The 20,659-nt window shown below is 64.4% G+C and carries 29 protein-coding genes, 1 pseudogene and 1 riboswitch; of the genes and pseudogenes, 18 read left to right on the forward strand and 12 right to left on the reverse strand.

From position 1 onward, the window contains the following. Positions 1–254 precede the first annotated feature (254 nt). A complete protein-coding gene (locus tag NKH35_RS28165) occupies positions 255–1,136 on the forward strand; it encodes an EamA family transporter (protein ID WP_023689020.1) in 882 nt (293 codons plus the stop codon). A gap of 145 nt (positions 1,137–1,281) precedes the next feature. Beyond that, positions 1,282–2,457 (forward strand): hypothetical protein, encoded by a 1,176-nt coding sequence (locus NKH35_RS28170; RefSeq protein ID WP_023689019.1) that lies wholly within the window; start codon positions 1,282–1,284, stop codon positions 2,455–2,457. A gap of 91 nt (positions 2,458–2,548) precedes the next feature. Here NKH35_RS28170 and NKH35_RS28175 read toward each other — a convergent pair whose 3' ends face one another. The 4 genes from NKH35_RS28175 to dinB form a co-directional block, all read right to left on the reverse strand. Next, positions 2,549–2,641 (reverse strand): hypothetical protein, encoded by a 93-nt coding sequence (locus tag NKH35_RS28175; protein WP_023689018.1) that lies wholly within the window; start codon positions 2,639–2,641, stop codon positions 2,549–2,551. A gap of 73 nt (positions 2,642–2,714) precedes the next feature. Continuing rightward, positions 2,715–2,813 carry a hypothetical protein gene (locus tag NKH35_RS28180; protein WP_023684816.1) on the reverse strand — a complete coding sequence of 33 codons (99 nt, stop codon included), beginning with the start codon at positions 2,811–2,813 and terminating at the stop codon, positions 2,715–2,717. Between the two features lie 59 nt (positions 2,814–2,872). Beyond that, the gene (locus NKH35_RS28185; RefSeq protein WP_023670351.1) at positions 2,873–2,971 is read right to left on the reverse strand and encodes a hypothetical protein; all 99 of its coding nucleotides are present in this window, start codon (positions 2,969–2,971) and stop codon (positions 2,873–2,875) included. A 285-nt stretch (positions 2,972–3,256) separates the two neighbouring features. Next, complete coding sequence (gene dinB, locus NKH35_RS28190) at positions 3,257–4,498, reverse strand: DNA polymerase IV (RefSeq protein WP_352917077.1); 1,242 nt, start codon at positions 4,496–4,498, stop codon at positions 3,257–3,259. A gap of 233 nt (positions 4,499–4,731) precedes the next feature. Between dinB and NKH35_RS28195 the strand changes: the two genes are divergently transcribed. The 3 genes from NKH35_RS28195 (at position 4,732) to NKH35_RS28205 (ending at position 6,017) form a co-directional block, all read left to right on the forward strand. After that, positions 4,732–4,968 carry a hypothetical protein gene (locus NKH35_RS28195; RefSeq protein ID WP_023693869.1) on the forward strand — a complete coding sequence of 79 codons (237 nt, stop codon included), beginning with the start codon at positions 4,732–4,734 and terminating at the stop codon, positions 4,966–4,968. A gap of 153 nt (positions 4,969–5,121) precedes the next feature. Then, positions 5,122–5,529 (forward strand): hypothetical protein, encoded by a 408-nt coding sequence (locus NKH35_RS28200; RefSeq protein WP_352917079.1) that lies wholly within the window; start codon positions 5,122–5,124, stop codon positions 5,527–5,529. A gap of 266 nt (positions 5,530–5,795) precedes the next feature. Further along, positions 5,796–6,017, forward strand: a complete 222-nt coding sequence (locus NKH35_RS28205) for a hypothetical protein (protein ID WP_023670355.1) — start codon at positions 5,796–5,798, stop codon at positions 6,015–6,017. A gap of 20 nt (positions 6,018–6,037) precedes the next feature. Here NKH35_RS28205 and NKH35_RS28210 read toward each other — a convergent pair whose 3' ends face one another. After that, positions 6,038–6,268, reverse strand: a complete 231-nt coding sequence (locus NKH35_RS28210; protein ID WP_023702926.1) for a hypothetical protein — start codon at positions 6,266–6,268, stop codon at positions 6,038–6,040. 140 nt (positions 6,269–6,408) lie between these two features. Continuing rightward, positions 6,409–6,738 (reverse strand): hypothetical protein, encoded by a 330-nt coding sequence (locus tag NKH35_RS28215; protein ID WP_352788714.1) that lies wholly within the window; start codon positions 6,736–6,738, stop codon positions 6,409–6,411. Positions 6,739–6,899: 161 nt separating this feature from the next. On the opposite strand from NKH35_RS28215, the gene NKH35_RS28220 reads away from it, so the two are divergent. From NKH35_RS28220 to NKH35_RS28235, 4 genes are all read left to right on the forward strand, one after another. Next, on the forward strand, positions 6,900–7,202 hold the full coding sequence (locus tag NKH35_RS28220; protein ID WP_023693864.1) for a hypothetical protein: 303 nt from the start codon (positions 6,900–6,902) through the stop codon (positions 7,200–7,202). A gap of 339 nt (positions 7,203–7,541) precedes the next feature. After that, complete coding sequence (locus tag NKH35_RS28225) at positions 7,542–7,871, forward strand: DUF1236 domain-containing protein (protein WP_023670359.1); 330 nt, start codon at positions 7,542–7,544, stop codon at positions 7,869–7,871. A 96-nt stretch (positions 7,872–7,967) separates the two neighbouring features. After that, positions 7,968–8,183 (forward strand): hypothetical protein, encoded by a 216-nt coding sequence (locus NKH35_RS28230; RefSeq protein ID WP_023670360.1) that lies wholly within the window; start codon positions 7,968–7,970, stop codon positions 8,181–8,183. 92 nt (positions 8,184–8,275) lie between these two features. Next, positions 8,276–8,515 (forward strand): DUF2934 domain-containing protein, encoded by a 240-nt coding sequence (locus NKH35_RS28235; RefSeq protein ID WP_023684825.1) that lies wholly within the window; start codon positions 8,276–8,278, stop codon positions 8,513–8,515. 156 nt (positions 8,516–8,671) lie between these two features. Here NKH35_RS28235 and NKH35_RS28240 read toward each other — a convergent pair whose 3' ends face one another. Together NKH35_RS28240 and NKH35_RS28245 are read right to left on the reverse strand one after the other, a co-directional pair. Next, positions 8,672–8,923 (reverse strand): hypothetical protein, encoded by a 252-nt coding sequence (locus tag NKH35_RS28240; protein ID WP_023684826.1) that lies wholly within the window; start codon positions 8,921–8,923, stop codon positions 8,672–8,674. A 235-nt stretch (positions 8,924–9,158) separates the two neighbouring features. Continuing rightward, positions 9,159–9,548: pseudogene (locus tag NKH35_RS28245) on the reverse strand (GSU2403 family nucleotidyltransferase fold protein); the annotation flags it as partial. Positions 9,549–9,758: 210 nt separating this feature from the next. After that, positions 9,759–9,871: riboswitch (TPP riboswitch) on the forward strand. Here NKH35_RS28245 and NKH35_RS28250 point away from each other — a divergent pair. The 4 genes from NKH35_RS28250 (at position 9,862) to NKH35_RS28265 (ending at position 13,351) form a co-directional block, all read left to right on the forward strand. Continuing rightward, the gene (locus NKH35_RS28250; RefSeq protein ID WP_023730345.1) at positions 9,862–10,470 is read left to right on the forward strand and encodes a YkoF family thiamine/hydroxymethylpyrimidine-binding protein; all 609 of its coding nucleotides are present in this window, start codon (positions 9,862–9,864) and stop codon (positions 10,468–10,470) included. Its footprint overlaps the riboswitch before it by 10 nt. 255 nt (positions 10,471–10,725) lie before the next feature. Next, positions 10,726–11,568 (forward strand): ABC transporter permease, encoded by an 843-nt coding sequence (locus NKH35_RS28255; protein ID WP_352917095.1) that lies wholly within the window; start codon positions 10,726–10,728, stop codon positions 11,566–11,568. Beyond that, positions 11,565–12,347, forward strand: a complete 783-nt coding sequence (locus NKH35_RS28260) for an ABC transporter ATP-binding protein (protein WP_352917082.1) — start codon at positions 11,565–11,567, stop codon at positions 12,345–12,347. The genes NKH35_RS28255 and NKH35_RS28260 overlap by 4 nt, the downstream gene beginning before the upstream one ends. Continuing rightward, on the forward strand, positions 12,344–13,351 hold the full coding sequence (locus tag NKH35_RS28265) for an ABC transporter substrate-binding protein (protein ID WP_352917084.1): 1,008 nt from the start codon (positions 12,344–12,346) through the stop codon (positions 13,349–13,351). Before NKH35_RS28260 ends, NKH35_RS28265 begins: the two co-directional genes overlap by 4 nt. 172 nt (positions 13,352–13,523) lie before the next feature. On the opposite strand, the gene NKH35_RS28270 is transcribed toward NKH35_RS28265, so the two are convergent. Further along, on the reverse strand, positions 13,524–14,186 hold the full coding sequence (locus NKH35_RS28270; RefSeq protein WP_023727016.1) for a LexA family transcriptional regulator: 663 nt from the start codon (positions 14,184–14,186) through the stop codon (positions 13,524–13,526). Positions 14,187–14,266: 80 nt separating this feature from the next. Between NKH35_RS28270 and NKH35_RS28275 the strand changes: the two genes are divergently transcribed. The 3 genes from NKH35_RS28275 (at position 14,267) to NKH35_RS28285 (ending at position 16,346) form a co-directional block, all read left to right on the forward strand. Further along, positions 14,267–14,641: a hypothetical protein gene (locus NKH35_RS28275; RefSeq protein ID WP_023689007.1), complete on the forward strand. Its 375-nt coding sequence runs from the start codon at positions 14,267–14,269 to the stop codon at positions 14,639–14,641. Between the two features lie 86 nt (positions 14,642–14,727). Beyond that, positions 14,728–15,420, forward strand: coding sequence for a GcrA cell cycle regulator (locus NKH35_RS28280; protein WP_352917085.1), 693 nt, complete (start codon positions 14,728–14,730; stop codon positions 15,418–15,420). A 326-nt stretch (positions 15,421–15,746) separates the two neighbouring features. Continuing rightward, on the forward strand, positions 15,747–16,346 hold the full coding sequence (locus NKH35_RS28285) for a DUF6456 domain-containing protein (protein WP_023730349.1): 600 nt from the start codon (positions 15,747–15,749) through the stop codon (positions 16,344–16,346). A gap of 66 nt (positions 16,347–16,412) precedes the next feature. Here NKH35_RS28285 and NKH35_RS28290 read toward each other — a convergent pair whose 3' ends face one another. Beyond that, positions 16,413–16,721 (reverse strand): hypothetical protein, encoded by a 309-nt coding sequence (locus NKH35_RS28290; protein ID WP_023693854.1) that lies wholly within the window; start codon positions 16,719–16,721, stop codon positions 16,413–16,415. 203 nt (positions 16,722–16,924) lie between these two features. Between NKH35_RS28290 and NKH35_RS28295 the strand changes: the two genes are divergently transcribed. Next, a complete protein-coding gene (locus tag NKH35_RS28295) occupies positions 16,925–17,809 on the forward strand; it encodes an NmrA family NAD(P)-binding protein (protein ID WP_352917087.1) in 885 nt (294 codons plus the stop codon). A 57-nt stretch (positions 17,810–17,866) separates the two neighbouring features. Here NKH35_RS28295 and NKH35_RS28300 read toward each other — a convergent pair whose 3' ends face one another. Together NKH35_RS28300 and NKH35_RS28305 are read right to left on the reverse strand one after the other, a co-directional pair. Further along, on the reverse strand, positions 17,867–18,514 hold the full coding sequence (locus tag NKH35_RS28300) for a COG3904 family protein (RefSeq protein WP_352917089.1): 648 nt from the start codon (positions 18,512–18,514) through the stop codon (positions 17,867–17,869). 266 nt (positions 18,515–18,780) lie between these two features. Then, the gene (locus tag NKH35_RS28305) at positions 18,781–20,055 is read right to left on the reverse strand and encodes a DUF763 domain-containing protein (RefSeq protein WP_352917091.1); all 1,275 of its coding nucleotides are present in this window, start codon (positions 20,053–20,055) and stop codon (positions 18,781–18,783) included. A 101-nt stretch (positions 20,056–20,156) separates the two neighbouring features. Here NKH35_RS28305 and NKH35_RS28310 point away from each other — a divergent pair, with 101 nt between their 5' ends. Then, positions 20,157–20,426, forward strand: coding sequence for a hypothetical protein (locus NKH35_RS28310; protein ID WP_352917093.1), 270 nt, complete (start codon positions 20,157–20,159; stop codon positions 20,424–20,426). Positions 20,427–20,659: the final 233 nt, after the last annotated feature.

A 20,659-nucleotide genomic window follows, 5' to 3' on the forward strand; every position in this document is an offset into this window, starting at 1 on the left:
ACCCGCCCCCCGGCCCCCCCCCGCCAACCCCCGCCACGCCGCAAACCGGGCGGTGCGGCGGCCCGGCCCCCCCCCCGCCCGCCGCGCCCCCCCCCCCACCTCTCCCCCGATCGACGGGGGAGAGGAAATGCGTCGGCGTTCGCCTCCCACCCTTGCCCTATCAACAGCCCGCTCGTGCCACACGACAGCCAGGCCCTTTATCCCTATCTCCGGCCTGCGCTACGGCCGGCTGGTCGCGCGGGGAGGGACTGGAATTGACGTCGACGCCGATTGCCGCAGCTGAAGCGAAGGGCTTGCCGATCGGCGCGTTGCTTGGCGCCATGGTGTCGATCCAGATCGGCGCCACCTTCGCCAAGGGCCTGTTTCCGCTGATCGGCGCCAATGGCACCACGGCGCTGCGGCTGGCCGTGGGCGCGCTGATGCTGGCGGCGGTGCTGAGGCCGTGGCGGGTGCGGCCGTCGCGCGCCGTGCTGCCCTGGCTCATCGCCTATGGCGTCAACCTCGCGGCGCTGAACCTGCTGTTTTATGCAGCGCTCGCCAGAATTCCGCTCGGCGTCGCGGTGGCGCTCGAATTCTCCGGCCCGCTGCTCGTGGCGACGCTGTCGTCGCGGCGCGCCACCGACTTCGTCTGGGTGGTGCTGGCCGTTGCCGGCATATTGCTGTTGTCGCCCTTCATCCACTCCGGCAGTGCACTCGACCCGATCGGCGTGATGCTGGCGCTGGCCGCCGGCTGCTGCTGGGCGCTCTACATCGTCTTTGCACAAAAGGCGGGCGCCGAGCTTGGCAGCCAGACCACGGCTTACGGCCTGGTCATTGCCGCTGCCGTCGGCCTGCCGTTCGGCCTCGCCGAGGCGGGTACCGGCCTGATCGCACCGGCGATCCTGGTCAGCGCGCTGCTGGTCGGGCTGTTCTCCAGCGCCTTGCCGTTCTGGCTGGAGATGGTGGCGCTGACCCGGATGCCGGCCAGGCTCTACGGCACGCTGACCTGCCTGGAGCCGGCGCTGGGCGCGCTGGCCGGCTTCCTGTTCCTGCACGAGATCCTGAGCCCGTTGCAATGCGCGGGCATCGCCGCCGTGGTCGTCGCCGCCTTCGGAGCCGCGCTGACCACCAAGCCGCCGGTGCCATCGCCGGAATAGGTGCCTGAAATGGGTATGTGACGCCGATGCCGTGGTCCGCCGGTCCCGTGTCCGGTTGCTCAAGCGCCTGCAGCATCGATATATGGATCGATGTATGTGCAGGAGATCCAGATGAGCAGGGCCGACAGCATTGCTTGAGCCGTCCGTGATCAAGGCAATACTCCTTGTCGGGTTCGCGGCTGTCGTTGCGGCTCTCGCCTGGCGGCTGGCGCGGTCTCGTCGCAAGGCCCGGCTTCGTGAAGATCCGGCCAACGACTACGCCGTGCGCCGGGACTGGTCGGGCAACCACGGCAAGCTCAATCATTCGACCTTTGTCTATTTCGATTCCGATCGCGACGGCCGCTACGGGCTCGGCGACCGCCCGATGGCCGGCATCATGGTCAGACTGCATGATGGCGACGGCCGCTTCGTCGCCGCGGCGCGGAGCAATCGCGGCGGCTTTGCCAATTTCCTGGCGTCGGCGAAACGTCGGGCCGCGCCCATCCATGTGCCGGGCAGCTACCGCTTCACCGTGTCGGTTCCGCCCGGCTGGCGCTCGAGCAGCGCCAACGAGGTCCAGTCGCAGCACCTCCGGCCGCTGCCGGGCTCGCCCACCGGGCTGGTCTCGGAAGCAATGCTGCAGCCGGTCGGCCTGTTTGCGATACGCCGGCTCAGCGGCCGCGTAGCGGACGGTGTCTCGGCGAGCATCTCGGTGATGGCGAAAGGGCAAGAGGTGGCGGTGCATCCGCTAAGTGCTGGCGCTGGCTTCCGTCTCGATCTGCCCGATGACGCCGACGCGATCGAAGTCACCGGCGATGGCAGGGAACGACGACTGGTCTTGTCGGCCTACCCGACCGAGCTCGGCCTGCTGTCGCCCGAGAACGCGGCTGTCGACAGCGCCGCGTCCTTGCAGGCCATCGGTTTCGACGATGTCACGACGCGCGGCCTGCGCAAGGTGCCGTCCGGTTATGCCGGGTTGACCTGGTTCAACCTGAACGCACTGGCGCGCGATCATACCGAAGGCAGCGAAGGCTACGTCAACGGCAATATCTCGGGAGACCATGTCTGCTATACGAGCAGCGGACACCCGGCCGAATTCTCGAGCGACAAACCGTTCGGGTTCCATTCCGTGATGCTGACGGCGGCATGGTTGAAGTCCGAAGGCGAAACCGCACTGGTCGAGAGCTGGCTTGGCGACCGGCTGATCGCCAGCGACACGATCGTCCTGTCGGCACTGGCGCCCGTCCACTATGCGCCGATGTTGGCGGCGGTGACGCGCGTGCGCCTCTCCACGAGCCACTATTGGCAGCTCGTGCTCGACGATCTGGTGGTTGCGCGCTGAACGGTCCCGCCGCCTGCGGGAGATCATGCTCTGGAAACGATCAAGCCGCCCGACTCTGTCAGGAGGATCTCGATCTACCGGGGGAACGAGTTTAGCCCGGAATAGGAGCAGAAGCGCCGTTCGCGGTGATCTGCGAGAGCTTGCCCTTCTTGACCAGCACCGGCTTCGAATAGGTCTTCCTCATTTTCCACTCTCCACGTCGGGCACCCAAAGCCCTGTTCCCGGCCAGACGGCACGAGGCGTCGGATAATCGGCTGCTAGACTGCGACCGGCCCGGAGCCGTTACCATTGTCGGCTGTAACCTGCGAGAGCTTGCCCTTCTTGACCAGCACCGGCTTCGAATAGGTCTTCTTCATGCCGCATCTCCAGTGTCAGGCGAGGCCGCCAGATCAGGCGACAGTCCGACTCAACGACTTCACTCGATCGGGCCGGAACCCGCTCCATTGGCGAGCGCCGTAACCTGCGAAAGCTTGCCTTTTTTGACCAGAACAGGCTTCGAATAGGTTTTCTTCATAGTGAATCCTCCAAGCTTACGCGATAATGCCAGACGGATCGGCACTGTCAACCTTCGCGGCGCCGTCGTCCCGTCCCGGGTTTTCTTGGCGCCGATGCGTTAATCGCAAATCCACCTTCATCGAGAAATCGTTGTTCTTGGGCGTGCATGGCGCGGCCGGGTTGCGGTGCGGAAAACGTCCGAAACGGCGGCGGGTCTGGCCTGGTTGGTCGGCCTGGTCAAACAGAGCGGCAATGCAGCGCGGACTGGCCCAGCCTAAACATTGGCCTTGCCGTCGCGCCGCACTCACAGTTCCTTCTCCGCCAGTTCGCGGAAGGCATCGGGAACCGAGCGCCGGGCTTCCAGCGCCACGGCGCCATAGCCGACAGCCTCTCTGCCAAAGCGCTGGCGGATCTTGTCGATGGCGCGGTCGGCGCCAAAGCGCGCCAGGCCTTGCCTGCTGCCGGGCCGCTGCTTTTCATCGGCAAGCCCGAGCGGCAGCTCCAGCTGCAGCTCGGCACTTTCTTCCAGCTGCGACACCGAGATCGCCAGCAGCGAGATGGTCTTCTCCCGAGGGTTGGCGGCCAGCACGCCGCGCACCAGCTCCCCGGCGATTTCGGCCAGCATCGCGGTTGCCGAAATCGGCTGATCGAGCGTCAGCGAGCGTGTGACAGCGTGCAGATCGGCGAAACGCACGCGCACCGTCACCGTGCGCCCGGGCCGTGATTTCGCCCTGAGCCGGCTGGCGACCCGGTCTGCCAGATGCAGCAGGACGGGTCCGAAGATACGCGCCTCGGCCGGCCGTCTGCCAAGCGCCGACTGCGCGCCGGCGGAATGCGACCGCCTGTGGGTTTCGAGCTTTCGCGGGTCGCGGTTCCATGCCAGCGACGCCAGCTTTTCGCCGGCGGCGGGCCCGAGCAATCTTCGCAGCGCCCCACCATGCGTCTTTGCCAACTGGCCGATGGTCTCGATGCCGATCTCGGCCAGCCGCGCTCTGGTCGCCGGGCCGACGCCCCACATCAGCCCGACCGGCAGATCATGCAGGAAGGCAAGTTCGGTGTCCGGATAGACCACCGCCAGCCCGTCGGGCTTGGCCACCTGCGAGGCGATCTTGGCCAGATGCTTGGTGCGCGCCACGCCGATCGAGATCGGCAGGCCGAGCTCTGCCCGGACGCGCCGACGCACCGTGGCGGCGATCTCGGCCGGCGGCCCGAACAGATGCGTGCAGCCGGCGACGTCGGCAAAGGCTTCATCGATGGAAATCCGCTCGACCAGCGGCGTGAAATCGTCGAGCACCTTGATGGCGGCGTCGCCCAGCCGCTGATAGTCGGCGAAATGGCCGCCGACGAAAATCAGTCCGGGGCAAAGCTCGCGCGCGCGTCGTCCGGGCATGCCGCCGCGCACGCCGAAAACCCTGGCTTCGTAGGAGGCGGCAAGCACGACGCCGCCGCCGACGGCGATCGGCTTGCCCCTGAGCGCCGGGTCGAGCAACTGCTCGACCGAGGCGTAGAAGGCGTCGAGGTCCGCATGCAGGATGGTGGGCTCCATCCCGACCGTTCCCTTTGCGGCGTTGCAGCATTAGCCGCGTCTGTTGTGAGAGGCGTTTTTGCCGAACAAATAGAGAACAAACAGGGCCTATTGTCAAGCGAAGCGGTTGTCGCCGGCCGGTCCGTTCCAGATCGGGCTGTCGAGTGCTCCGCCTGGGCATCGGACCTGCGGAACATTGTCTCTCGCCTCAGCGTTCATATCCGCGACGGGACGCTGTTTTTGTGGAGGCCGGTATGGGCCAGTTCGAGATGATCGACCTCGTCAGCGTCGTTGACGCCTGCACGAGCGATCGCGTTGCCGGGCACTGCGTGTCAATGGCCAGGGCGGTAGAGGAGTTGCGAGTGCTGACCGGTGATTTCGTATCGCCGGACGAGACGGTGGCCAACGCGCTGTCGGCAGTGGCGCTGGGGCGCGGCTGCGCGGTGGTGTTCGACGAGCGAGCGGGCGCCGACATCTTGCTGGCGCCATAGCGGGCGGCGCCGGGTTGTGGCAGCCAGAAAAGTCGAACAGCGTGCAAAAAGCTGTGCAGGCATGGCCCCATAAGCGGGGCGTGGAAAAGTTCTGCGCGTGGGTGTATTCTCCAGGTCGCAAGCGGTCGCAGACCGCATAGGGGGAGAAATGACATGCCGAGGGTTTCGGAACTCTTTTTCAAAACTGCCATCTTGTTCCTGATGTTGGGGATTGCGGCCGGCCTGCAGATGGCGATCTCGGGTGACCACGCCGCTTTTCCGGCGCACGCGCATATCAATCTGCTCGGTTGGGTGACGAGCGCCATCTTCGGCGGCTACTACGCGCTCAATCCGCAAAAGGCGGCGCGTCGCATCGCCATGATCCACTACGGGCTCTACACTCTCGGCTTGGTGATCATGCTGCCGGCGCTGTATGTGATGCTGCAGGGAAACCCGGCGTTTGAACCGATCGTCGCCGGCGGCTCGCTCATTGTCGCTGCTGCCGTTCTGGTTTTTGCTTTCGTGGTGTTTTCGCCCGAAACGGCGCGCTCGGTGTCCGGCGTGGTTCCGGCCTCTCGCTGACTGTTCGCGCGCGGCGATCAAAGTCCGACCCGCGTTCGCGACCCGCGACACGGGTTGGCCAGGCCGATGGCCGCAGCCGCTGGCTGCGGTGTCTATCGCCGCGTCGGCGCTTAACATACCCGAGTCCCACCACGTATTATTTCGTGACTATTTGGCGCCGGAACCTTCCCAGATATCGCGCGTTGCGGCGACTGTATTCGCGCTGCCTTATATATAGGCAGCCTTGAGTACGTCCACAGCATGGGTTGGGGGAGGAGCAGGCCACCATGTCGAACAGAGAAATCGGAACGTCGGCCTCACTGGGCCGACGCATCGCCGATCTGAAAGCCAGGATGCGAGACGCCAGCGTTACTGAACACGAGATGCAGACCTTCCAGAAGGTCGCAGCCATCATGGGAGGTGTCGAAGGCTCCCTACGCCTCGACGCCGACGACCTGATCGCGGCGTCCTTCGTCACCGAGGCGCTCGGCGATCCCGGGTCGAATTGAAGGTCAGAGCCCGTCGGCACTCAAGTGCCGGCGGTCGATGGCCCGGTTCGCAGCGCCGCGATGCCGGAGCGTGTCTGCACCGCCCGCGGCGGGGATTTCTTGCGCACTTTGAAGATTTCAGGCGAGCGGCCTCGACGGCGCTTGAAATATTGGGCTTCGCGTTCGTGCTTCTCGGCTGCTTCTCGGCTGTCGAAGGTGCCGAGATTGTCGCCGTCCAGCCCTTGACCACAAGGGCTAAGCCAAACCGCCAAGGCGCCTTAAACGAAGGATCCGGCCAGCCGGATCCTTCGAAATATCGCGATGCTCCGGCATCGCCTTCAGCTCATCCTTGGTCCAACTGGTGACGGCGTGGACGTCCCGGGAAACTCTCGAAAGTCCGCGGTCGCTGCCCTTACACCTCGTCGAACCGGCCGCCGCGCCTCGCCAGGTCGTGACCAATGGCGGCTTCCTCGGCGTCGTCGGGCAAGGCATCGTCACTGTCCTGGTAGGGGTTGTCGTCATCCTCCTCGGGCAATTCGCCTTCCTTCTCGACACCGGTGGTGTCCGGCAGGCTTTCCTGATCTGCTCCGTCGGGCAGGACCGTTGCGCCACGCAGCGCATCCCAATCCTGCCGGCGCGGCGTCGGCGCTTCCACCTCGTCATTGGCGATCCTGTCGCGGGCATCGTTTTTGCTCGGTGGCGCCTCGACCTCGTCATTGGGTTTTCTGTTTCGTTCTTCCATGATTGCCTCCTCCGGGCGGCTTTGCGTCGAGAAGGTGGAACTCACTTCCCGGCTGTCAGGTTCCGGCAACCACTCCATCTCCGTGGAACCAATTGCCGCCAGTCTGCTTTGCCAAGGACTAGTCTGCTTTGCCAAGGAGATGAATCCAGAGGAGCTGGACCATGAAGACTTTCCCCCTCATCCCATGCGTGCTGCTCCTGGCGCTGGCCGACCCGGCGGCTGCGCAGGACAATGGCGACCAGCACGGCCGTGCCGCGCCTTGCCAGGCGCAGCCTCAGGACGATGGTCAGAAGCCGCCGGTCGCCAATGGCGGTGGCGAATCGACCAGCACGCTCGGTCCCTGCGGCGGCGTGCTGCAGCCGCCGCCCAGTGGTGACCAGGGTATGACGCAGCCGCCGCCGGATCAGGGCAAGACGCCGGTGATCAAGCCTGGCGAGGTGCCTGCGCAGCCGCCGAAGCAATGACCTTTGCTTGAAACTTCACGGCGTGGCACGAAGGCGGTCGGTTCCCGTCTTGGCCGGGCGACGCGGTCACCGGATCAATGTCGGCGCCGGCCGCAATCGCCCGGAATTGGAGCCGTGCATCATCCATGTCGAAGGTCTCCTGAGGGATTGTGCTTCAATGCGAATCTTGCGGGTGCGGGTTCTGCTGGCATGACCGGGAAGCCGATCAATTTAGTCTCCGCTTGCGGAACAAGACCGTACCGGCTGCGTTTGCCTCCAGGAGCCCGCCACCTCGATCTGCGCTGTTTTCGCCTCATGCGGGAACACGGCGGAGCTCGCCAACAACGACAGGAGACGAAGATGAAAACCATCCTTATTCCCGCCGTCGCCGGGCTCGCCATGATCGCTGGTATCGGCATTGCCGCCGCCGACGAGGTCATCGTCACGCAGCCGGCACAGCAGCAGGTGATCATCACCCCGGAACAGCGCACGGTCGTGCACCAGTACGTAAAGAAACATCCGCTTGCCTCGGTCAATCTGCTCGGCGTCGAATTGAATGTCGGCACTGCCTTGCCTGACACTGTCGAGCTGCAGGAGGTTCCCGACGTTCAGTACAGATACGCCGTCGTCGACAACCATACCGTGTTGGTCGACCCCAGCACGCGCAGGATTGTCGAGGTGGTCGAGTAACGCTCGACAACCTAACCATTCATCGGTGATACGGCCCTGTCGTTCTTCCTAAAGGGCGGCAGGGCCGAATGATGAACATGATGAAGGAGAATTGCCATGTTGCCGCATGTCGAGACCCCGAACTCCGCCAATGTTGCGGCGTGTTGCGACAAGTTGCTGGCCGAGCGCAACACGGCGCTGTTATCGATGAAGGAAGCGATCGCGCTCCTGCGGGAGCGCACCGGCACCGATCGTTCGGATGCCGACCTCGCGGGGCTGATCGTCAAGAAGGCGGCGCTGCTCGGCGTTGCGGTGATTTCCGACCCGCGCTGAGATGTCTCGTCACTCAAGACGCCGGCCGAATTTTCGGCTAATGTTTTCGTGGAATCTGGACCAACCGACCGGACCCAACCACGGAGGCTTAAGTGACGGACGACAAACAGGACCGCATTCGCCAGCGCGCGCACGAGATCTGGGAAAAGGCCGGCCGGCCTGAAGGCGCGCATCAGGAACACTGGGAGCAGGCCACGGCTGAAGTCGATGGCGCGGTCGCCAAGCCCAAAAAGGCGGCGAAGAAAGCTGACGCCAAGCCCGCCAAGGCAGCCGCCAAGCCAAAGGCCGCGAAGCCTGCCGCCGCAAAGTCCGGCAAAGCCAAATCGAAATAAGGCCAGAAATAAGGCCAGTCGAAATAAAGCAAGGCCGGAATTCGCTGGCCGGGCCATCCTTGGCGCCCGCCGTTCAGGCGCGCCCGAGCCTCTCAACCTGACGAATTGCGCCTGCGACGGGCAGCGCAATTCCTTGTGTTTGGCGACAGCCGCCCCTCATGCCTCCCAGGCATAACTCGACAGCGCAAAGCGAATCCCGGCAGCTGTCATAGCCAGTTCGCATTCGGTGATCTGGCGCAGGTGGCGCAGATAGCGCGTTACAGTCTGTGGCAGCCAGCCGGCGCAGGCCTCGACATAGGCGCGGCTGTGAACAAGGGTGCCGGTCGACAGCCTCTCGTCCTTCTCGGCAACGACTTTCAGATATTGGCGGATGAAGCGGATGTCGTCGGCGATGTCCTGGCTGGCCATTCGCCAAGCCCCGGCGAGACGTTGGCACTGATCGAATGACAAGGGCAACAAAGGCGGCGGCAACGACGGGGGTGACGGCAAAGGACGAGAGAGATCGGCGAAGGCAACATGGTTCGCTGTGCTCAAGGACATTCCTCTCTGCAAAAAGAGATATCGTACTTTATGTACGAATCAGCGTCAAGCCAATTTCGTACAATTGGGACGATGGCAATGAATATAGCAGCGGACGCTTCAGCTAATCACGCATCGTGAATCCTTCAGGAGTCGCACCAATCTCGCGGAGGGCTTTTCCCAGGATGGTGTTGACTGTTTCCCTCGTGTCGGCGTCGAACAGGTTCAGGCCGCGCCGGATCGTCTCGCGCCAGTTTTCGCCCTTGTCCCACGCTTCCATGAAGGCGAAGGCAAGGTCGTCCTGGCGACGCGTGGCTTCGAGCGCTTGGGTCAGCAGGCGCGCTTGATGGAGATCCTTCTCCCGCTTGGCCCCAGCGCTCGGCCCGAGTCGCGAGGCGACGATCAGCTTGTGGATGGCGTAGCGCTGGGGCGAGGGGACCAGCACAGGCAAGCCCGAGCGATGCAGGAGCGCAGTCCGGATGGGGTCGCGGATAAGGAGATCCAGAAACCGTAAGGGCTGCGCGGAGTCTCTGCCGTTTTCTTATAATTACGTTTATCAGCTTGAATTTCAACGCAGTTATAAGAAATTCGTGGAAACCTTATAACGCAACGAACTGACGAGTCGCTCTGAACGCCCGGGCGCCCGGCCCGTCTGGCCCAAAACACTTTGCCGCAGTGCCTTCAACAAACGGCTTCCCCAATGTCGCGAACAATGCTTTAACCCGCTCATCCACAGGGGTGCTCCGTATCGTCGGGGCTGAGATGAGGGCGGCAAGCCTTCGGACCCTAAAGCTGATCTGGATAATACCAGCGGAGCGAGGCGGGCGATGTTTTCAGGCGCACAGATTTCCCTTTATCCCATGACCGACGATTTCGTCGGCGTCATCCTCGGCGCGCTCGGCGCGCTCGATCCCTGGCGCGACCGGCTGCGGATCGAAACCGATGACATCTCGACGCTTATGGTCGGGCCGCCCGAGGTGCTGTTTCCCGCCATGCGCGACCTGTTCGTCGCGGCGGCCAGAAGCGGCAAGCACTGCGTGCTTTCGGCGGCGGTCTCGCGCGGCTGTCCGGGTGAGCCCGACGATCCGATCTGCCGCTCCGACGAGACCGGCGGCCCCGCCATTCCGCTGGACGAGCGCAAGATCGCCGCGATCCGCGCTGTCCAGGCCACGCCGTCGACCGGCCAGCCGGTGGCGGCGCAGTTCTCGCTCTATGTGATGGGCACAGGCGACCATATGGACGAGATCTATGGCTGCATCGATTTCCTGAAGCAGTCCGGCGTCTTTGAACGCTCAAAGAACTTCTGCACCAAACTGCGCGGCGATGCCGGTGCGGTGTTTGCCACGCTCAACGAGGCCTTCTGCCGCTTCGGCCCCGGCGCCGGCCACGTCACCCTCGACATCACGATTTCGGCGAACAGCCCGAGCGGGGTCTGAGCCGCGGCTCAAGCGTCGTTCCTCGAGGATATTGCCGTGGCTGGTTTATCTGACCCATTGCGTGGAGGAGATGCCTCTGACCCCTCAGCACAAAGAGGAGGGGAGCCATTGGCGATTGGCGAAGACCGCGATGCCCACGAATCTCCCCCCTCGAGCGGGAGATGGCTGGCAGGCCAGAGGGGGTCCCAGCGCGTGGAGCGCCGACGTCCTTTTCGCATCGGCAAGGCGTGGGCGCTCTATGCGAGACGACCCCCTCTGTCGCCTTCGGCGACATCTCCCCCTCGAGGGGGGAGATTAGCCGCAGCCATCGCCAAGACCATCCCCGCCGCCTGCGCCTTCGCCCTGCTCCTCGCGTCCTGGGAACTCTACGCCCGCTATGGCGGCGCTGCCCCCATCATGCTGCCGGCGCCGTCGCGCGTGCTGCAGCAGGCCTGGGAGCATTGCGCCGCACTCGCCGACAACACCATGCCCACCGTCCGCGCCACATCAGCCGGCTTCGCCTGCTCGTTGGTCGCTGCCTTCGTGCTTTCGGCGCTGGTCGATTTCTTGGCCCCGCTGCGCCGCGCGCTGTTTCCGCTGCTGATCGTCAGCCAGACCTTGCCGCTGGTCGCGATCGCGCCGCTCATCGTGCTGTGGTTCGGCTTCGGGCTGATGCCAAAAATCCTGCTTGTGGCGCTCGTCACCTTCTTCCCGATGATGGTCGCGCTGGTCGAAGGTTTTGCTGCGACCAGCAAGGAGATTTCGCAGATGCTCGCCGCCATGGGGGCCGGGCGCTGGCGTATCTTCTGGCTGGCGCGCCTGCCTTCGGCGCTGCCCTATTTCTTCGCCGGGCTGCGCATCTCCGTCACCTACGCCGTGGTCGGCGCGATCTTCGCCGAATATGCGGGGGCGGCGAAGGGGCTGGGCATCTACATGCTCAATGCCAAGAACAACTTTCGGCCCGATCTGGTGCTCGCTGCCGTCGCCGTCAGCGCCGCGCTCACGCTGATCCTGTTCGGCATTGCCGTGCTCGTCCAGCGCTTCGCCATGCCTTGGGAGAATGCAGGGAGCGAAAGCCGCGACGGCAAGGTTGAAGCTGCAGAAGAGAACCGTCAATGACGCGGCTCGAACTGCGGGACATCAGGAAGAACTTCGGCGCGCTTGAGGTGCTCGCCGGCATTTCGCTTCATGTCGCGGCCGGCGAGTTCGTCTCCATCCTCGGCCCTTCCGGCGCCGGCAAGTCGACGCTGTTCCAGTTGCTGACCGGCGCGCTGAAAGGTGAGGGCGACATGCGCTTCGACGGCGCGCCATTGCAGGGCAGCCCCTTCGCCTTCATGCCGCAGCGCGACTCGCTGATGCCGTGGCGGCGCGTCATCGACAATGTGACGCTGGGGCTGGAAGTGCAGGGTCTTGGCCGCAAAGCGGCGCGCGAACGCGTCGCGCCGTTGTTCGCTGAGTTCGGCCTTGCCGGTTTCGAGCGCGCCTGGCCGGCCGAGCTTTCCGGCGGCATGCGCCAGCGCGCCGCCCTTTTGCGCACCGTGGTGCAGCAGCGCGACATGCTGCTGCTCGACGAGCCCTTTGGCGCGCTGGATGCACTGACCCGCGCGGGTATGCAGCGCTGGCTGGAAGGCATGTGGCAGCGCCACCGCTGGACCGCGCTGCTGATCACCCATGACGTGCGCGAAGCCGTCTACCTCTCCGATCGAATCTATCTGATGTCGGCGCGGCCGGCCCGCATCATCGGCGAGATTGCCGTGCCGCTGCCGCGCCCGCGCACCACCGGCAGCGATGCCGCGCGCCAGGCCGCCGCGCTCGAAGCCGACATCCTCGACACGCTGCTCAATCCCGGGACTGACCGGGGCTTGTTTCCGCAGACCGCTCAAAGGAGTTTTTCATGACCGAATTCACACGCCGGCAGGCTTTGCTGCTGACGCTGGCCGCCGGATTGCCGCTGGCCTCGCGCGCTCATGCGGCTGCGCAAAAAATCACCGTCGCGCTCGACTGGACGGTCAACACCAACCATGTCGGCCTGTTCGTTGCCCGCGACAAAGGATTCTACAACGAGGCCGGGCTCGATGTTGAGATCCTGCCCTATGGCGATACTGGCGCCGGCACGCTGGTCGCCAACCGCATCGCCGATTTCGGCATTGCCGGCGTCGGCCTGTTTACCCAGCGGGCTGCCGGCGCCGATCTCAAGGCGGTCTACGCCGTGGTCCAGCAGGAGACCGGCCGGTTGGTCTTCAGCGCGGATCGCGGCGAGATCAAGAGTCCCAGGAATCTCGACGGTCTGACCTATGGCGGCTTCGGCAGCGCCTGGGAAAACACGCTGATCTCGACCATCATCCGCCACGATGGCGGCAAGGGCGTTTTCGAGACGGTGACATTAGGCACCTCGGCCTATGAGGCGCTGGCCAACGGCTCGGTCGACTTCACGCTGGAGGTCTCGACCTGGGAAGGCGTCGCTGCCGAACTGAAAGGCGTCAGGCAGCGCGGCTTCCGCTACGCCGACTACGGCGTGCCCGACGAGCACACCACCTTGATCGCCTCCAGCAATGCATATCTCCAGGCAAACCCGAAGGCCGCATCGGCCTTCGTCGAGGCAACGCGGCGCGGCTACCAGTTTGCCTGCGATCACCCGCAGGAAGCCGGCGATCTGCTGATGGCTTCCAACAAGGACGCGCTGACCGACCCGGCGCTGATCCACGCTTCGCTGAAAATGCTGGTCGACAGGCATTTCCTGAGAAGCCAGGCCGGCGTCATCGGCACCATCGACAAGGCCAAGATCGAGGCGATCGGAACCTACCTCTTCAGGGCCGGCATATTGCTCGATGGCGATGGCAAGGTTCTGAAGGAGAAGCCGGATTTTGGAGCGTATTTCACGAACGAGTTTTTGGGCGCGTAATCTCCCCCCTCGAGGGGGAGATGTCGCCGAAGGCGACAGAGGGGGTCGGTACGTCCTGACGCGACTTCCTATCGCGGACAGAGGACGTCAGCGCCTTACGCGCGGCGACCCCCTCTGGCCTGCCGGCCATCTCCCCCTCGAGGCGGGAGATTGCGCCTCACCGCCTTCTCCCTCACATATCGATCATCGAGCGCTTCACCCGGCCGATGATGGTGATGGCGCCTTCCAGCGCCGGCGGCGGGATGTCCATGTAGGAGGCCGGCTGGAAGGGCGGGTTCTCGTTGGGGCGGTAGCGCTTGTAGGTGGCCTGGCCGCTTTCGTCCGAAATGACGTAGCAGCCATTGGTCACCAGCCGCTTGTCCCTGAGGTTGACGAAGATGATCGAATCCGGTGGCGAGATCTTGTTCATCGACGGGCCGTCGACGCGCAGCGCAATCCATTGGCCCTGCTCCAGATCGGTCGTGGGGATGGTCGGATAGTCGCTGAGATTGACCACCGTATCCTGGCTGCCGAGTTCGCCGGCGCTGATCCACGAGACGATGGGCACATCGACGGTGGCCAGCGACGGCATCGGGATCTGCCGGCCCGACTCGTCAAAGCCGAAATGGCCCCCCGCAAGGCTGCCGCCGTCACCGTTGAACAAGAGCCAGCCGGGATCGACGCCGAACAGGCGGCCGTATTTCTCCGCCGCCTTGCGCGACAGCGGCCGGTTACCGTTCTCGTGACTGATCAGCGTGTTCTTGTTGATGTCGCGCAATGCCCGCGCAGCGTCGCTCGGCGAGGCATAGCCCGCCTCCGCCCGCGCCTGCTGCAATCTGTGCCTCGGTTCCTGCATCGTACAAATTGCCTGAAATTTATCGTCCAATATGTACGATTTCGCTTGCGTACGTTTCGTACATATCGTACGCTTAGCGCATGATCGAACAAATCGCAAGCGTTTCCGCAGACATCCTCAGCTTTCTCCCATCGTCCGGGCTGTCCTCCTCCCCGGTCCGGACGCAAACCGGGGCTTCTGCCCCGGATCCGGTCGAACCGTCGTCCCCCCGATCGACCGGAACGGCCGGAGCCGCTCCTCTCCCGGCTCCGGCCACCTCTTCAGCCCATGGCGCCGCCGGTGCGCCAAGGGCTGTCTCCGGCGGGCAGGGTATTTCCTGCATCCGCACGGAAGATGGCACCGTCATCCTGTTCGACCGGCTGACGGGCAGGGCGGTTTCCGCCCTCACCAAAGCGGCCGCCGAAGCCGCCTTGCGGCATCTCGCCGGCTCGCTGCCGGCCGCCAGTATCGGCTGACCGCACCGACCATCCGCTCTGATTTTTTCCCGTGGGCCCTCGGGGCCGGCGCTCGGCCTTTGCGCGCGCAATCAATGGATACCGACATGACTGCCTATACCGACACCGAATTGCAGGAGATCGCCGTCTGGCTGAGGGATGGCCTGTCGGCCACAGGGATCGCCGTCCGCTTCACGGCGCTGCGCGGCAGTCCGGTCTCGCGCAATGCCATCATCGGCATCGTCCACCGCAACAGCGCGTTGAAGACCATCGGCTTCGCCAACCCCAGAGGCGGCAGGTCCGGCGGCCGACCGAGGAAGAATGCGACGGGGAAGACTGCGGCAAACGAGAATACCGCCAAGAGGAATCCGCCGGCGCAGCCAAGCAAGCGCGTAAGGGAAGTAGGAGTTTCGAAGCAGGCCGCGCCGGTCAAACCGGCCGCCAAACCGAGCCGTCAGCCATCGGCCAGGCCACTGTTGCCAGCCCGTCCGGCGCCCTCGATCCCGGGCGAAGGACGGCTGGTGGTGGACGGCGAAATCTACCGCTTCAATGTGCCGGCGCCGCGCCCTGCCTCGCTCGGGCGTCAGCCGCATGTCGCCGCCATGCGCTTCATCGACTGCCTGTTCGACCGCTGCCGCGCGCCGCTCGACCTGACGCTGGAGGAAGACCCCGACAACGATGCTCCCGGCAGTCGGCCGGGGCTCGAGATGCTGTGCTGCGGCCTGCGCACAAGGGCGCTGAAAAGCTACTGCGAATATCATCAGACGCGTTTCCACCGACCTGTGGCGGAGGTGGTGTGAGCGGCTGGGCTCCGTTCCTCGCCTCCGGACGACCCCACCAATGATCGAAAGCCGGCGGGACAGCGCCCCCTCTGTCCTGCCGGACGTTCGTCGCTCGGGAAGCCAAGCAATTGGCTTTCCGTCCGCTTCGCGGACCACTCCTCAACCCCCACGCGGGGGGAGATTGGCAGCTCGCCCGCACTGCCTTCCAACGGCGGTGGTGATTGGCGAAAGCCGACGCGACATCCGATCTCCCCCCAAGTGGGGGAGATGCCCGGCAGGGCAGAGGGGGCGCGAAGGAACGCCAACCTTCCGGCTCAACAACCCAATCCCACAAGGATCCCCCGATGAGCAAAAAAACCGCGCAGAAAGCCAAACCGCCGAAATTGCCTGCGGGCGAAGCCGAGCAGGTGCGCATCCGCCGCGAGATCGGCCATGATTTCGCGCTGAAGGACGATCGCTTCGGCCGCAAGCGGTTGAGCGTCGGCACCGAAGAGGCGCGGCGCGTCTACGAGGTCTCCAATGACGGCTACACCGCGACCGGCGGCATCGTGCGGGTGCGCAATGTCGATCCGCTGGTCGGCATCACCTCACTGACGCGCCAGCAACGCGAGGCCGGCCAACGGTTTCGCGACGATTTTGAGCGCGCCTCGCGTGACGGGCTGCGGCCGATGCCGTGGGAAGAGCGCATTGACGGCGGCCGCATCAATGGCGGCATCCCCGACCGCGTGCTCAACGCCGGCCGCGCCCACACCCATGCCATCGCCGCCATGGCCCACTGGGAAGTGGCGGAGGTGGTTCGCAAAATCTGCCTCGAAGGCCAGTCGGTGAAGGCGCTCGCCGAACGCACCGGCGAGGGACGAGATGTGGTGGTGAAGCTGTTGAAGGTCGGGCTCGACCTTTTGGCCGTGGGTTACGGGATGATGCTGATGCGGAAGCCGCGATAAGGCCGGCAGCCGCGCAGGAAGCGGCCGGCCGGCAGATGCCGGCCGAACCGGTTTCACCCTATCGGATCACCGTTCGCAAACGCGAATTTCCTCGACGATCCTGTGATGATGGCGCCAATGCTTGACCAACTCTATACGGCAATGGCGATGGTGCCTGTGATACCTGTGGTACCTGAAGCCGTTGTCGTAGGCATCATACTGGTAGTAGGGGCGAGGAGCGTAGCGATCGTAATAGTCGCCATAGCTGTCATTGTAGTCATCGTCATAGTAGCCGTTGCCGATGCCGATCACGACGCGCCCGCCGGCATTCGCCGGGGCGATCATCGCCGCCGCCGCAGTGATAGCGATAGCCGAAGCAAGCAGGAGCTTTCTCATAGCTGCCTCCTATTCAAGGTTGCGCTAATATAACTCGCTGGGCACGACCTCGTTCCATAATTTTGCAAGATGCGAACGACCCCTGCGCCGTGCATTGCGAGGAAAGCCGGCGTCACCTCCTGTCAGCATCGTCCCCCGATTTTTGAACCCTTCGCCGCCCCAGCCATTAATCCGGCATGAATCAGCAAGGGAAGGACGAGACCATGCATGTCATTCTTGGAGGTACCGGCCATGTCGGCTCGGCGGCGGCAATGGCGCTGTTGAGGCAGGGCGAGGATGTCACGGTGGTGACGCGCGACGAGTCGAAGGCCGCATGGTTGGTTGAACAGGGCGCGGAGGCCGCGGTTGCCGATGTGCTCGATGTCGAGGCGCTGCGTGAAGTCTTGCGGCGCGGCAAGCGGGCGTTTCTGCTCAACCCGCCGGCCGATCCATCGACCGACACCGACGCCGAGGAGCGCAAGACGGTTGGCGCCATTGCGGCGGCGCTGGAGGGCTCCGGCCTCGAAAAGCTGGTGGCGGAATCGACCTACGGCGCGCAGGCCGGCGAGGGTGTCGGCGATCTCACCGTCCTTTACGGCCTCGAGCAGAAGCTGAAGGCCCAGGCCATTCCGGCAAGCATCAACCGCGCCGCCTATTACATGAGCAACTGGGATCAGGCCCTGGAGACGGCGCGGCGCGACGGCGTCATCACCTCCTTCTTCCCGGCGGATTTCGAGCTGCCGATGGTGGCGCCGCAGGATCTCGGCGAGGCCGCGGCGAGACGTCTGCTGGAGCCGACGGACAAGACCGGCACGCATTATATCGAGGGTCCTCGGCGCTACTCAGCCGCCGATGTCGCCGCAGCCTTCAGTGCGGCGTTGCGCAAAAACGTGCGCGTGGTCACGGTGCCGCGCGAGCGCTGGACAGAAACCTACGAAAAACTCGGCTTCTCCAAAACGGCGGCCGAGTCCTATGCCCGCATGACCGGGGCCACGCTGGACAAGCCGATGCAGCCGGAAAACCCGGAGCGCGGCACGACCAGCCTGGAAAGCTATATTGCGGCGCTGGTCGAGGGCCGGCCGGAAGACCTGTTGAAGGGTGCCGCGTAAAGTGAAGGGTTGCTGTTGAGAAACAGGCGCTTCGACGACCTACGTGGCCCGCTATTCCTATTGCCTGACCGTTCGGCAGTTGCCCGCCGGCGGCGTGGTCTTGCAGGTATCGATGGAGGTGCGCGTGTCGCCGTGACCGGTTTCGGTTATCAGATTCAGGTCCAAAAGTTCGTATGTCATGAGGTATCGTATGCTGTCGTCGGGTGTTTTTTGCATGGCCGATACGATCCACGAACCTGCTTTCATCTCGGTGAAATAGCTGTCGACCTTGCGTTCATACCATTTGGGTATCGGAACGAGGACGATGGTCTTCTTGCCGTGGATTTTCTTGGCGGTCGGCAGCATGATCCGGTGAATGCCGACAAAGGCGCGGCTGTCTGCCAGGCGCCGTACGCCGCCCGCAAGAACCATCGTACAAGCTGACGAACAGACTGCGCCGACGGGGTTGGCGACGCCGAAGCGGAGGTCGCCCGGCCCGCAGGCTTTTGTGTCTGGCGCGCATTCGGAGAACTCCGTCTTGCCAACCATCGTGTCGAGCCCGCTGGCGCGGATCATATGGCCAAGCGCCATCGCCGCATCGGTCTCGCCGCCCGGGGAATTCAACGCCAAAGGCAATTTGCGGGGGCCGAGTTTTTTCAGCAAGCCTTCAGCAAAGCTGGCGTGCCGGCCACGATGTGACCTTCCGCCGAAATCCATTCCGGGCATGTCGGCTCGCATCCTGGCGTGCTGTTGCGTACAACGACGAAGTGCATCGGCGGTGTATATGCCAGTATGGCAGGCTCAGGCGTCGTTTGGGCGATCGCGCCGCCAATCGCCAGCAGCACGAAAACCAACGTCCATGCGAATGTCTTCATGCCGAGCCTCGCCTGGCAGAGCATCACTTGAGAAATGGGTCTTTGCAAGCATTATCAAAACAAGCCGAGCACGTGTTTCTATGGGCCGCGCACTATCTCTGCATGATGGACAGGCCGCTACTGGCGGCCCCTGTCTGAACCGTCGTCGCTTTCCGCCGCCCCCTCCCACCCGAACACACTGCGCCCTCCCAGCAGATGCGACTGATCGAACTCGCCGGCGACGATTTCCTTCAGGCTCGGCCCGGTGACGTAGCGCTCCAGCCGCCGCGCTTCGCCATCCAGCCGCTTCAGCGCGCCGAGCTCTTCCTCGCGGCCGAGCTTGGCCTTGCCGACGGCCGATTTCAGCACCGCGATCGTCTCGTCATAGACTTTCAGCGGCACCGGGAAGGGGTGCCGGTCCTTGCCGCCATGGGCAAGCGAAAAGCGCGCCGGATCGGAGAAGCGGCAAGGCGCGCCATGCACCACTTCCGCCACCATGGCCAGCGCCCTCACTGTGCGCGCGCCGACGCCGGGCACCAGCAGCAGTTCGGGAAAATCCGCCGGCCCGCTTTCGATGGCGGCCGAGATATTGCCGTGCAGCCGGTGCATGACGATGTCGCTCTCGCGCACGTCGTGATGCGCCGGCATCACCAGATTGGGCAGCATCGGCTGCGCCGGCGGTTTCGCAGGCGGTACTTTCGGCGGCGGCTCCAGCACGGCAAGCTCGTCAAGGATCCGCTCCGGGCTCATGGTCTTCAATAAATCGAGCTGCCCGGTCCGCGACGGCTCGGCGCGATGGTCGGTGAGGTTGACGATCTCGCCCTGCCGCTCGCCCTCGATGGCCGCATGCGGCTGGTCGACGAAGCTTGTCAGTCCTTCGGACAGCCAGTGATAGCGCCGCGCCTGGCGGCTGTCGCCTTTCATGCCTTGCTGCACCACCACCCAGCGGCTGTCGTCGGTGACGATGAAGCCGTGCAGATAGAGGTCGAAACCGTCCTGCACGGCCGCACTGTCCACTTTGGCGACCAGGCGGCTGGCGGTGGCGAGTGCCGCGCCATCGATGCCGACGCGTTCGCCGATCGCCGTCAGCTCCTGCGGCGTCTTGCGCGAATGCGCGCCGCGCCCGCCGCAGACATGAATGCCGAGCTCCCGCGACATCGGGTTCAGCCCGCGCTTCAGCGCGCCGACGACCGAGGTGGTGATGCCCGAGGAGTGCCAGTCCATGCCCATGACGGCGCCGAAAGACTGGAACCAGAACGGATGCGCCAGCCGCCGCAACAGCTCGTCGCGGCCATAGTGATGGATGATCGCCTCGCACAGCACCGCGCCCAGCCGCGTCATGCGATCGCCCAGCCATTTCGGAACCCGCCCGCCATGCAGCGGCAAGTCCGCACTGCCGCTTCGCTGCGTCAAAGGGATGCTCCGTGGATGCGGGCGCACCGGCGGTGCGCCTGTGATCTAGATGGCATTTGGGGGGAGATTTGCAAGCGGGGTGGGCGATAAGGCGCGAGCCGGTGCGCGACGAACTGCGCCTGCTACGCCATAAACTCGGCTTCGACTACAGCAAATTCGATTTCGTCATCCACCAGGGCAAGCCAGTTGCTGCTCGAAGCCACCCGACACCCCGCCGCCCAAAAAGCGTGCGCTCGATGCTGGAGGCGGCGGCGAATTTGGCGGATGGGTTCGAGGGGATGATTGAAGGACGACGCGCGTTCAGTCGACCATCCGAAGCTGACATGGCGCTGGATCAATCGTGGCCATCACAGGCCGCGAAAGATGAGTGAACGAACAGAGAGCTTGGCCAGGAGACAGATTCGGTAGCGACTTCCATGTAGCGTCTGTGATCCCTGGTACGACCCTGCGTAACCTCGGCGCGACGCCCGTGTCTGTGATCTTGTGCAGCACCCAATTGTTGATCAGGCCTAGGGCCAAGACTCATAATTGTGGTGCGAGCGCTGCAGCGCTGTCGTCAGTCTCGGCAACATTGTGCTTGAATTGTTATGAGGCGATCAGGGGG

Origin of the sequence: Mesorhizobium sp. M1143 (genome assembly GCF_040318435.1) — a bacterium.
Classification (GTDB): Bacteria; Pseudomonadota; Alphaproteobacteria; order Rhizobiales; family Rhizobiaceae; genus Mesorhizobium.